Source organism: Rhodopirellula sp. UBA1907, assembly GCF_002337565.1.
GTDB classification, from domain to species: domain Bacteria; phylum Planctomycetota; class Planctomycetia; order Pirellulales; family Pirellulaceae; genus Rhodopirellula; species Rhodopirellula europaea.
The window spans coordinates 1-11498 of sequence record NZ_DDGH01000094.1 but is presented as its reverse complement, the minus strand read 5'-3'; the positions used below and the strand labels follow the sequence as shown (position 1 = coordinate 11498).

At 55.3% G+C, this 11498-nt stretch carries 15 protein-coding genes; 6 read left to right on the top strand and 9 right to left on the bottom strand.

Going from position 1 to position 11498, the window contains the following annotated elements; translation table 11 throughout:
- Positions 1-596 (top strand): prenyltransferase/squalene oxidase repeat-containing protein (locus B2R17_RS21650; protein ID WP_286765628.1); only part of this gene is annotated, 596 nt, incomplete at its 5' end.
- Between the two features lie 30 nt (positions 597-626).
- Here B2R17_RS21650 and B2R17_RS21645 read toward each other — a convergent pair.
- On the bottom strand, positions 627-797 hold the full coding sequence (locus B2R17_RS21645) for a hypothetical protein (RefSeq protein WP_286765627.1): 171 nt from the start codon (positions 795-797) through the stop codon (positions 627-629).
- A gap of 118 nt (positions 798-915) precedes the next feature.
- On the opposite strand from B2R17_RS21645, the gene B2R17_RS21640 reads away from it, so the two are divergent.
- From B2R17_RS21640 to B2R17_RS21630, 3 genes are read left to right on the top strand one after another with little or no spacing between them, the layout of a single operon-like run.
- Positions 916-1737 carry a PSP1 domain-containing protein gene (locus tag B2R17_RS21640; RefSeq protein WP_037252507.1) on the top strand — a complete coding sequence of 274 codons (822 nt, stop codon included), beginning with the start codon at positions 916-918 and terminating at the stop codon, positions 1735-1737.
- Between the two features lie 43 nt (positions 1738-1780).
- The gene (locus tag B2R17_RS21635; protein WP_008655943.1) at positions 1781-2206 is read left to right on the top strand and encodes a Minf_1886 family protein; all 426 of its coding nucleotides are present in this window, start codon (positions 1781-1783) and stop codon (positions 2204-2206) included.
- Positions 2207-2254: 48 nt separating this feature from the next.
- Positions 2255-3166 (top strand): class I SAM-dependent methyltransferase, encoded by a 912-nt coding sequence (locus B2R17_RS21630; RefSeq protein WP_286765625.1) that lies wholly within the window; start codon positions 2255-2257, stop codon positions 3164-3166.
- A 203-nt stretch (positions 3167-3369) separates the two neighbouring features.
- Here the strand turns inward: B2R17_RS21630 and B2R17_RS21625 are convergent, their stop codons facing one another.
- Entirely contained in the window at positions 3370-4422 is a 1053-nt protein-coding gene (locus B2R17_RS21625) for a hypothetical protein (protein WP_286765624.1), read from the bottom strand.
- 63 nt (positions 4423-4485) lie between these two features.
- Between B2R17_RS21625 and B2R17_RS21620 the strand changes: the two genes are divergently transcribed.
- Positions 4486-5814: a DUF6666 family protein gene (locus B2R17_RS21620; protein WP_286765623.1), complete on the top strand. Its 1329-nt coding sequence runs from the start codon at positions 4486-4488 to the stop codon at positions 5812-5814.
- Positions 5815-6296: 482 nt separating this feature from the next.
- Here the strand turns inward: B2R17_RS21620 and B2R17_RS21615 are convergent, their stop codons facing one another.
- The 3 genes from B2R17_RS21615 to B2R17_RS21605 all read right to left on the bottom strand — a co-directional run bounded on the left by B2R17_RS21615 (position 6297) and on the right by B2R17_RS21605 (position 8128).
- On the bottom strand, positions 6297-6707 hold the full coding sequence (locus B2R17_RS21615; protein ID WP_286765622.1) for a hypothetical protein: 411 nt from the start codon (positions 6705-6707) through the stop codon (positions 6297-6299).
- A gap of 129 nt (positions 6708-6836) precedes the next feature.
- Positions 6837-7457: a hypothetical protein gene (locus B2R17_RS21610; protein ID WP_286765621.1), complete on the bottom strand. Its 621-nt coding sequence runs from the start codon at positions 7455-7457 to the stop codon at positions 6837-6839.
- 98 nt (positions 7458-7555) lie between these two features.
- Positions 7556-8128, bottom strand: coding sequence for a GNAT family N-acetyltransferase (locus B2R17_RS21605; protein WP_286765620.1), 573 nt, complete (start codon positions 8126-8128; stop codon positions 7556-7558).
- Positions 8129-8191: 63 nt separating this feature from the next.
- Between B2R17_RS21605 and B2R17_RS21600 the strand changes: the two genes are divergently transcribed.
- Positions 8192-8455: a hypothetical protein gene (locus tag B2R17_RS21600; protein WP_286765619.1), complete on the top strand. Its 264-nt coding sequence runs from the start codon at positions 8192-8194 to the stop codon at positions 8453-8455.
- Between the two features lie 610 nt (positions 8456-9065).
- On the opposite strand, the gene B2R17_RS21595 is transcribed toward B2R17_RS21600, so the two are convergent.
- The 4 genes from B2R17_RS21595 to B2R17_RS21580 form a co-directional block, all read right to left on the bottom strand.
- Positions 9066-9614: a GNAT family N-acetyltransferase gene (locus B2R17_RS21595; protein WP_286765618.1), complete on the bottom strand. Its 549-nt coding sequence runs from the start codon at positions 9612-9614 to the stop codon at positions 9066-9068.
- Between the two features lie 310 nt (positions 9615-9924).
- Positions 9925-10395 (bottom strand): hypothetical protein, encoded by a 471-nt coding sequence (locus B2R17_RS21590; RefSeq protein ID WP_286765617.1) that lies wholly within the window; start codon positions 10393-10395, stop codon positions 9925-9927.
- Between the two features lie 48 nt (positions 10396-10443).
- On the bottom strand, positions 10444-11106 hold the full coding sequence (locus B2R17_RS21585) for an acyl carrier protein (protein WP_286765616.1): 663 nt from the start codon (positions 11104-11106) through the stop codon (positions 10444-10446).
- Positions 11107-11221: 115 nt separating this feature from the next.
- Positions 11222-11482 carry an ankyrin repeat domain-containing protein gene (locus B2R17_RS21580; RefSeq protein WP_286765615.1) on the bottom strand — a complete coding sequence of 87 codons (261 nt, stop codon included), beginning with the start codon at positions 11480-11482 and terminating at the stop codon, positions 11222-11224.
- Between the last annotated feature and the right edge of the window lie 16 nt (positions 11483-11498).

Sequence of the window (11498 nt, the reverse complement as noted above, 5' to 3'; positions counted from 1 at the left end):
ACACCGCGTTTTTAATCGAAGCACTTCACGATCTTGGAACGGATCCTCAAGACGAATCGATACAAAAGGCTCTCATGTTTGTCAGCCGGACTCAGAATCTGACTCAACACGGCAACGACACCCAACATGCCGACAAGATCGGCGACGGTGGTTTCTATTACACACCTGCCGCGGGTGGTCAAAGCAAAGCAGGTGAGTCCGCGGACGGCGGCTTGCGAAGTTACGGATCGATGACTTACGCCGGCTTGAAAAGCATGATCTATGCGGGGCTGACACCCGAGGATCCACGCGTCAACGCCGCACTCGACTTCATTCGCAATCACTACACCTTGGACAACAACCCAGGCATGGGGGCCCAAGGTCAGTATTACTACTACCACACTTTTGCCAAAGCATTGGATGTGGCTGGATTGGAAGTGGTTGAGTCGACCGATGCGGGACCGCGAGATTGGCGAACGGATCTGATCAACAAGCTCGAAGCGGAGCAACAAGAAGATGGCTCGTGGGTGAACCGCGAAGCTGAGCGTTGGATGGAAGGCGATCGCCAACTTGTCACCGCTTACTGCTTGCTCGCGCTTAAGCACGCTCGCAAGTAAACCAGTCTTCTCGATAGCTCGTCCGCGTTCTCAATTTCCGCGGACGAGCGACTTGGCCAGCGGCGGCGATTCTCTCGCTGGATCACTTTCCGCGACTGGGTTTGTCGCCGATTGCCATTTCGGTCCGTGGCGTTTGGGTTCCACGCGATTGAAGAACAACAAATCTAGGCGAGCCCGTCCGATCGCGTACAATTGGGACATCCAATTTGCATCGCCACCGACGGACCGACCCATTAAATCCTCGAATTCTCCACCGAATGATGCCGAAACGAATCGGCCGACCGTGCCCCGCGATGGGTACGTGTGCCGTTATGGCTCCATGAGGTTGATGGGCGTGATGACCGCGACCGAGTGTTTTCGGTATGGCGATGAAGTCGTGATCCGCAGCGATCGCGGGACTGAGATTGCCACCGTGTTGTGCGAGGCAACCAACGAAGCGGTCGGGCAGGTTCCCACGAAGGGCAACGCGGAGCCGGTTCAGGGGAAAATCATTCGCCGGCTCGATACGACGGATCGGGGCGATTGGTCGCAAATGTCAGAAATGACTCGCAAGGATCTGCTGGCGGCCAAGAAATGCGTCGACCAGCTGAAACTTCCGATGCAAGTGATCGATGTTGAGCGATTGCTCGGCGGCGAGCGTGTGATTGTCTACTTCGTCGCCGATGGCCGAGTCGATTTTCGTGAATTGGTCAAATTGGTCGGCCGCGAATTTCAGACGCGGATCGAAATGCGTCAAATCGGTATCCGGGACGAGGCGAAATTGCTGGCCGATTACGGCGATTGCGGGCAAAAGGTCTGCTGCAGCCGTTTTCTCAGCAAGATGCCGCCGGTTTCGATGAAAATGGCAAAACTGCAGCGGGCCTCGTTGGACCCGGCAAAAATCTCAGGACGATGCGGGCGATTAAAATGTTGTCTGCGTTACGAATTCGAAACCTACGAGGAAATGGCAGAGGAGCTCCCCCCGATCGGCAGCGAAATTCTGACCCGTGATGGATCCGCCAAGGTTCTCGCCCAAGACATCTTGGCCGGGCAATTGGTGGTCAAGACCGATGACCATCGACGCGTTATGATTCCTGCGGGTGACGTTGTCAGCGTGACAAAGCGGGGTTCCGGGGAACCCACTAAACAACGTAAACGCTGAGCCCACTCGAAAGACTTCCTTTTCTTTTCCTCGATCCTTCGCCATGCCATCTCCTGTCAAAGCGATGCAGGACCTCCTGCGAGACGACACTCGATACAAACTCGAGGCGTATCAATTCATTCGTGAAGCGTTGCAATACGCTCACGAGAATTTGGACGCGATCGGGCCGCTCGGATTTGGTCCGTCCGATGACCCAAGCAGCGACGCGCCGCGTCATTTGACCGGACAACAACTCTGCGAGGCATGCCGCTTGTACGCCATCGACCAATTCGGTTATCTGGCCCAAATGGTGCTGGAGAATTGGGGCCTGCGACGAACCGGCGATTTCGGCGAATTGGTTTACAACCTGATCCGGATCGAGCAAATGCGAAAAAGCGAATCGGATCGCCGAGAAGATTTTGACGACGTTTATGATTTTGAGAACGCGTTCCAACCCAAGTTCGAATTGGCTCTCAGCGACGAGGACTGATTGAAATCGAACGCGAAGCTCCTTCCTTTCACTCCGCGAAAAAGCATCATGCGTTTCTCTTCCTTGCTCGCACTTTGGATGTTGATTGGTTCGGCAACCATCCACGTCGGACACGTAAACGCCGCTGACGCGGGTACGGGTGAGGCGACGACCGGCGAGGCGACGACCGGCGAGGCGACAACCGATGTCGCTCGCCAAAGCGAGAAGCCGCGGCCAAAGGAAAAAGCTCGCCGAACTTACATGGGCCGGATCGTTGCCCAACCGATGTCGCACCGCGGTGCCGCTTGGTTGGTTCGCCCAGAACGAGACGACGAAGAGAAGGCCGGCGAATCATTTGACCGTCTGGGATTGAAACCTGGCATGACGGTCGTCGATCTCGGATGCGGCAACGGTTACTGGACCATCCCGATGGCTCGTGCCGTGGCGGTCAAGAAGCAAGCCGATTCACCCGACGCGGATGCTTCGGCGGCGGATTCCAACGACGCGGCGGATGCGGATGATGACGCTGAATCGCTGGATGGTCAGGTTTTGGCGGTCGATATCCAGCGAGAGATGTTGCAGATGCTGCAGCGGAATGCTGCTCGAGCAAAACTGGACAACATCCAACCGATTCTCGGTGCGATCGACGATCCCAAGTTGCCAGCCGGCAAGGTTGACTTGGTTCTTTTGGTTGATGTTTACCACGAGTTTTCGCATCCGGAATCGATGCTATGGGCGATCCGTCAATCGCTCAAACCCGACGGCGTGATCGCTCTGCTCGAATACCGAGCGGAAGATCCCGCCGTCCCAATCAAACCGCTGCACAAGATGTCGAAGTCGCAAATCATGCAGGAATACAAAGCCTCGGATCTGAAGCTCGTTCGCGAATACAATGCTTTGCCGTGGCAGCACCTGATGTTCTTCGCCCGCGACGACAGTCCGTTGCCGGAAATCGAACCGGAACCGTTCAACCAAGAGTGAAAGTCAGGGGCACGTGTCGTGCCAAGAATCTCGCCCCGGACGGGGCCGCCGTGGAATTGACTGGAGCCTCGCTGACCGGCTTGTCGGATTTGCTGTAGGTTGGCCACTCTTGGCCGACATCCACTCGGACGGGCAAGAGTGCCCATCCTACCTGCTTCAAAACCTCGTTGATGACTCAATCGACACGCCGGGACGCTTGCGAATCACTCTGCTAACAGCTTCGTGACTTCTTTCGATTCGCGATCGATCCGGTATACCTGTTTGGCTTTGGGATCTGAAACGATCACCGCGTCGGCGGTCGCACTCAAGCCAACTGGGCCAAGCAACAGTTCTTCGTCGAACCATTTCTCGGTTTTGCCGTCGGCGGTGAATTGCCAAATGCATTTCCCGTAGACGTCGGAAACGAAACCGGTGCCGTCGTGCCAAGCGATCCCGCCCGGGAAACCGTAGGGGCGATCCGTGACAACCGGCTCGCTGGTTTTCTCTGCGACGTTGATTTTCACGACCGCATCGGCATCAGGCGTCACTGCGTACAAGGCACCCTCATCGTCGAAGACCAAACCACGGGCGTTCACGCGGACGATCAACTCGGGCTCGCCGCCTTCGATGGGCAACGCAAACGTGGCGCGTCGTTCGGCATCGCCGACGTAGATCGTTTTGCCATCGGGTGAAACGGCCAGCGCCATCGGGATCCCAAGGAATCCACCGTTGAGCGGTTTGGCATCTTGGCCGCCGGGAGCATCCGCGTTGGGCGTCACGTGATAGATCTCACGTGTTGCCGAATCGCCAACCAGGACGCCGCCACCGGGGTGAGGTGTGGCGCTGTAGGGGCGATTCATTGTCTTGCGAAGATACCGTGATCCGGTCACGAATCGCTCAGGCTTGGCCGCTTCCGTCGCTGGCCATGGCACCGTCCAAACGCCCGGAGCATCCGAATCGAGCACAAACAACTTGTCATCCGACATCACCGCACCGCGCGGATAGACGGGACTCTCGGCTTCCGTCCAAAAGTCGTCCGGGTAGGTCTCGGTCTTGGCTTCGGCCGTGGTCTCTGCGGCGGCCGCTTCGGTCTCCGCCGCGTCTTGAGCAGTCGCCGGGTGAGCCTGCAGAACAGTTCCCGAAACGATGGCAGCGATCAGCAGCCCACGCACGCTTCCAAAGCGACCTTCAGTCAATTCCGTGAAACACGATGGGGTGTTGCGGTGGGCTTTTGGGAAGATGAAATCGAAAATTCGGGTTGGGCAAGATTTATTCATGAGGAGGGTTATGACGTCCGATAAGTAAGAAGTTCCATGTCCCAATTCCGGCAATGACGTCTCATGATAACCATTCCCCGTCGATTGTTGTGCTTGTTCGCCTGTTTCATTGGTGCGACTGCGTCGATGACGTTGTCTCAAGCCGAAGCCGCAGACCAATTGATTCGCAGCCGGCCCGTTTCACAGGGAAACACGGTCGCGACGCGGACTTCGACGACGCACTCCGGATGGTCGCCACAAGGTAACAGCCAGTCGGTCCAGCGACACCAAGCGGCTTCAAATCGCAAGCCGACTTTGGTTTCACGGCCAGCGAACGGATCGGTCAAGCAAGTCGGCTACCTGGACGGTGGTTGCGATTGCGCTGAATGCTCCTCGGCGGGTGTCCTCGGCGGCCCCGGTTGCGGGATGGAAGCCAGCTGCGGACTCGAGGTCGGGTGTGGACTCGAAGAATACGGCGTCTGCAGTTGCGATGCGTGCAGCGGTGATTTGATGTCGGGCTGCGACAGTGGCTTTTGCGATGGCGGATGCGATGGGATGTGCGGCGGAGCCGAAATCGATTGCTTCCCGCTGTTCCTGCCAATCTTGCGAGTCGATTGGAGCCGTTTCTCGTTCTTCGCCGGATCGCAGGCATTCAAGTCGCCTATGAACTACCCCGCTTTGGACGTTGCCGGCCAACCTCGCGGTGGCAGCGGAAGTTTTGGTTACTACCAAGGGTTCAACGAAGGTCGTGATCTTCGCAACTGGTTGGGGCTGGATCTCTCCGCGCAACTCGGTGTGCGAGCCACGCAAACCAATCTGGACGGCGAAGAGTTCACCAGCGGACGGATGCACCAAGTCTTCGTGACCGGCGGTCTGTTTCGTCGCGTCGACTACGGCCTGCAATACGGATTGGTCGTCGACTACTTGAACCAAGACTGGTACTACCAAAGTGATCTGTTGCAACTACGCGGCGAGTTGAGCTGGAAGGTTTCTGCTTGCCACGAATTCGGATTTCAATTCATGGCGGGAGTCACTGATCAGATCGTGACCACGGAAGCCGGTGGCTTCACCAGTTCGGAGACCATCGAACCAGTCGACCAGTACCGAGCGTTCTATCGCCGAGCGATGGGCACGACGGGACACCTGACCGCGTTTCTCGGTGGCACCAGCGAAGAACACTTCATTTGGGGCAGCGAGATGGAGATCCCATTGCAAACCAATTGGTCGCTGCTGGTCGGATCAGCATACTTCAGTCCCGGTGACGATACCGCGTTGGATGCAAACGAAGCCGAAGGTTGGAACTTGTCGATTGGCTTCGCATTCCGACCGGGCGTCACTGGACCAAAGCAACGCTACCGCAACCCACTCTTCAACGTTGCTGACAACGGATCGTTCTTCGTCTTCCGTCGCTAAGCCAACTCGCGAGGTTGAGTTTGCCCGCATCCCGTGCTACCGCAGCAAAATCGCACGAGTACGGAAATACCTGCCGGCGTCTCATTATCCTTTTAAACCGCCAAGCAGCCGCCGAATGGTTGCCGCGTCAACACGTTTGCGATCCGTCGATCCACAAAGCACGAGACTTCGACTGATAACCGCGGGCATTGTACCAAGGACGGTATTGAACATCGGTCGCGAGACCGGTTGTATCATTCGTTGTTAGGTTCTTAAGCTTGCAGTTCCGCCAAACGTGCATTCAAAACCGTGTGCAGGGCTTTCAGTTCCTCGATCGACATCTCCATGAATGGTAAGCAGTTCGGCAGGAATGATCGGGCACAACCATGTGAGCCGTTTGGGTGCTAGCCCCGGTTTTTCGTGGGACCAATGACGTTTGCTAAAATAGTTCAAATGCAGAAAGACTCTTGCCGACCTGCTTAGAAGAGTTCCGTGAGGCGGTTTTAAAAGGTTCTCTCACGCCAGAGTTCCCATTCTTCGAGCACCTCTTCCGGTGAAGAAAACCACTTCTTTGCCGGCAGCAAGTAGAACCGATCCTCGTCTGGCGATATTGTTCCCGCGTCATGCACAAGCCCGGTGGGTAGATGGACTGCAACGGCGTTGCAGACGATGAAAGTCTGTTTGTCTTGAATCTGGGAAACCGACTCTGGTGCAATGTCTCGATTGAGGTGGAAATAGGAGTGGATCTTCCCTTCACCTAGTTTCGCGTTATTTGTCCAATCGACAAACGCACTTTGGATCACTTCTAGTCGTCGTTGATCGCGATTGTTCCGGAAAATCAAATACGCGAAAAACATTGCGGCAACCAATGTCGCGACAAACAGAGTCCTCAGTCGATAACGAAACCATTTCATGAGACATTAGTCTATTGATCGAGAAATAGGTCTCAGCTTCTCAGAAGCAAAGTGACCCAATAAACATTGCGTGATCGAAACTCAAAGAGAAACTTCGTCGCAGGCCGGGAGTAACTGCCGGCTTGGGAATCATGACGGGGTGACAAAGGTCGAGATCAAATGTGTTCCAATGGAAGGACTCTGGTTCTGCAACGAAGCTGGATTGCCCGGATTGTCAGTCAGCTTGGTCTTCATGGGGGCCATTCTCAAGCGATATCGCATACCGATTTGCCGTATCGGTAGAAGCGACGTGACAATCACAACAAACCAATATGTAACGCCAATTTTGACGGATCGAAAACGCTCGGTGTTGCCGTCGCGACTGAAGTCCAACCACCGGATCGGTCCCCACCCGGACATCGCGCTCGCATCGGTAGCAATGCGTCCGTCGCCCGAAAACACGCTCGTCGCATATGGACTATGCGAACGTTGGAAACGCGGTTTCCCACCACTCTGTTCGGCGTTTATGTGATAGCCCCACACAAGCTTGCCATCGTACGGTGCGACTGATCCTGAGAGGATAGTCAACCACAATCGGCTTTCCGAGGTTGCATAAATTGCATTAGAAGCGGCACGACCATCGGCTATGTAGCGATCGTAGGTCACCGCCACCTCGTCGACACTCGAACTGCTGCGATACCAAAGCAGACAGGTCGCAATGCAAGTAAGAAACGACGCTGTTGACAATGCTTGCGCGATTCGACGTCTCATCTTCAGTTCCTTGAGTTACCACAGCGAACAATTGGGACTGTCATTCTACCACGCAATAATTGCGCATTCCGAATCGAGCACTTGTTCAATCACCAGACTCAGGCGAGTTGTTTGTACATGACGTGTGCGTCGACGTACCCCAATTTCGGATGATCAAACGCACCGGGAAGCGTCCCGACAATATCAAACCCAAGTTTCTGCCATAGTCGAAGGGCGTTGGTGTTGGTCGCCACGACCAAATTGTATTGCATCGCGCGGTAACCTTCCGCGATGGCTTCCCGTTGTGAGTGCTGACACATCGCGGACGCGACACCAACTCCGCGTGCGGCGGGTGAAACGATGTACCCGCAGGTGCACACGTGCGAACCTTGACCAGGCTGATTGGCTTTCAAGTAGTAGGTTCCAACAACCGAACCCGCACCATCCACTGCGAGGAAAGTTTTCGCCGGATCCGAAACCCAGATGTCGAACGCGTCATCCATCGTGATATCACTTGGATATGGGAAGGTATCCCCGGCACGAAACACTGGTTCGATCATCTCCCAGGTCTTTGGCCAATCGGCATCGAAAAGTTGGCGAATCTGCGGCATGCGTGAAAAGGCTTTTGGTTGAGTAAACGTTGTGGCGAGCGAGTGACGCTTGGCTTTCCCGCGGGAAACATCACTCGTCATCGAGCCACTATCTTATCACGTTCATTTGGCGTTCTGTCGAATCGCGGAACGGACTGAATACCGTTGCCAAACGAGGTTGATCGCGGTAGCCAAGGTCAGCAAAACAAACACGCCAACGAGTTGATAAACGGGGCCAAAGACAAGGTTGAGCCCGCCTTGCGCATCGTCAGCAACAGTGCTGAAAGCATAAAATCCGAGCAAGCAGCAGCCGGCAAGAGCGACTGCGATCACGAGACGCGCGACCCAAAATCGGACGCTTCGGCAGGCAAGCCAAATCAGCAGATAAGGTGCAGCGACCAGGCCGGCAACAACCAAAACAAAGACTGACATGCCGCTGGTCAGCATGAACATCCAGCAAACAAAACTGCACGTTACGATCAGCGACGCGACTCCGAGAACGCCTCCAAACCTTCGTGGACTTTCGTCTCTGCCAGCCGCTCCGGAAAACGAGTTCGAGGAAGCGGCGTGATCTGGCGTATGGTAGGGATTTGGATCGGGCAACGTTCAATCATTTCGGGCGAGTGTCAATTCACACGTCTCTTCAGCTCAGAACGAAGTCTAGCAAAGCCAGCAGTGACCGCCCACGGAAGAGTGATGGCACACAACGAGATAACTCCTGCGTGTAGCGAAAATCGTAGCATCTGCATGGTTGTGAACTCGAGGATCTCGACACTGCCCATTTCAAGATTGTAACGACGGTTGAAATCGCGAGCCACAACGTCTCGCAACACGTAGGTCGTGGGAATCGAAACCAACATCGACCAGAGAGTCCCGTTTCGAAATCCACGAACAAATGTAGACAGGCGACGTTGCCGCGAGACGTGTTCAGCGGACGACGTTGGAGAACGATCAGGTTCGACGTTTGACAATGATGAGCGTACTTCGAGTTGCTGGAGTGAGACGAAGGCTTAGTTCGGAAACAATCGCCAGTCGTTGGCTATTGCGCACGGTCATCCGACGGTTCGCAGATTCCTGGGGCGCGTTTGATGTACCGCAGCGCCAGCAACCCGTCGTATATCACCTCGCCATCTGGCTGCATCCCCACCTTTTCTAGCACACGTATGGATGCGACGTTCTCTGGAAGCACAAAACCAAAAATCTCGCGAAGACGAAGAGTGTCGAAACCGAATACAAGGCATGCTTCGCAAGCTTCGGTCGCGAAGCCGTGACCCCAGTATTCAGGAAGGAAGCGATATCCAAGGTCGACCGCGTCCATCTCGGGCAGGTACTTCAAACCGCAGAATCCAATGATTTCCCGTGTCTGTTTGAGAACGCACCCCCAACGCCCATAGCCCACTTCGTCAAAATCGGGATATTGCACGATCGCCTCTTTAGCTGCATCGAGCGATGGGAGTAGCGGTTCGCCAGTCAAACGCATCACCTCTGGGTTGCTGTTGAGGGCAAAGAACTCAGGGGCGTCGTCAATGGTATACGCACGGTGCTCGAGACGTGCTGTTTCGGGACCGGTTGTGTAGGGCTTCCTCATCGATCTGGTCTTCCTCGATCGCGAACCGGCGGACTTCTTTCCTGCGAATATCGAGGTTGACCGAGTCATTGCAGCTTAGCAACCACCCGCGAAACGCCTGACCATGGCGAGATCGGCGCAATCCAATGGTGTGTGCAGTTTGGCTACCTTGATTGGTCCGCAACGAAAAGCTTGAAAATGAAACTGCCGTTGTCCGATCGAAACCCAACGGGGCAATTAGTGGGTGCGACAACTCGGGTTTCCAGTGGGCGAGACCAGACAGTCTTGTCATCGACGTCAACGATGCAACGGAAGTTGCCAGTCTCTTCCTCTACGGGGGACGCAGGCGATGGGCCGTATGTGTTTTTGCAGTGATACTAACTTCCTCCAGCGGAATATTCGCGATAGTGGAGTATCCGTGAGCGCCGCAATCGCTGTGAGAGGATGCGCCGGGATTCGATTTGATTGTCACCACGATCTGCTCGACAGGTTCGATTCGCCACATCACATAGAGTAGGTTGCACGAGTTCTTTGCCCGCATTTTCAGGCCTATCTGGCGAACAAGCTCACCGGAGGCAAGATTTGAAGTCTGTTTCGATGGGCCGCGGTAGCGAAATTGCAGGGTGGCGTCTTGATGCGTCCCCGCTTTGCGTTGCGCCCGTTCCTTCGGGCCGACGACGGTAAGGTATCCAGATCGGGTTTGCGAAACAGATCCAAGTGTGATCTTGAGGTCAGACTTTTGGGTATTGGTCAATTCTGGAGCAAGCATCGCCAGAGTCGCCACGAGTGGATAGAGAATCATAATCTTCCTACACAAAGCGTCGCCGGTCACGGAGAGATGTGTGCATCATCATCCCATGCCGAGGTCTTCGATGAATCTTGTGCGAGGCGTGATCTTGGAACCGTCTGCACCCAGGGTGACCATCACGATCGGTCGGAGTTCGTCAAGTATCTCTTGATTCGTGCGGAGATGCAATTGTTTCGTTGCGACGGAAACGCCCGCCATGCGTCGTGCGACGGCACCAAATGTGGCCACTGCGTTAGGTGGGTGGCTGCGGAAGGGAATCGTGATGATGTGAAGTACAAGCATGACAAGGCCCGCGAGTGCAAGCGTCAGCGGAAAGATTGCGACATCAACAGCGACAGAAGTAAGAATCGCGATGACAATCGTCGTCAATGCTAGGAATGCCAGCAGTTTGCGAAGTGTTGGTGGTCGGCGTAGACCCAGTGGCGCCGTGCCGAGAAAATCATCCAGCATTGCCCACAGTCGTCGGCGTTGTGATCGGTCCATCACGTCAACAACGCGAGTTCCTGTGCGTATCCGTAGCGATTTATCGTGCAAAAGTTCTCGGACGGTGGAACGCAATTGCAGGAACGATTTTAGAGTGGGACATGTAGCAATTTGGGCGGCCTTAATTCTCGATTGAATCAACGCGACGAGATCACCAACGGTGCTCACACGCTCCGCCTCGGTGTTTTGGATCGAGATGCCGAAGTGATCTTCGACATTCATTACGATTTCAGCAGCGTCAAGTCCCATGATTCAGTCGGGTGACGGGAATGGGGTGTGGGGCGAACAGTTGTTCGCTGCATCTCGGCTGGATTTGTCGCTCCGACGCGACGCTGTGTCAGGACGCCGCGTTGTGTTTTTCGAGTAGTTTTGTGACGGCGTGTTGGTTGTGGGACGCCGCCCTATCAGCCGGAGTCTGTCCGTTGGCATCGAGGGCATTGGTGTCGGCACCGTGTTTTAGCAAGGCTCGAACCGTTTGGGTGTCGCCCTGCGTGCAAGCCTCGTGAAGCGGTGTGCGATGGTGGACGTCTTTGCTGCCAACAAGGTCCGGTCGCCGAGCCAGGAGATCTTTGACGGTATCCGTGTCGTAACCCCGCATTATTCACCAAGCCTGT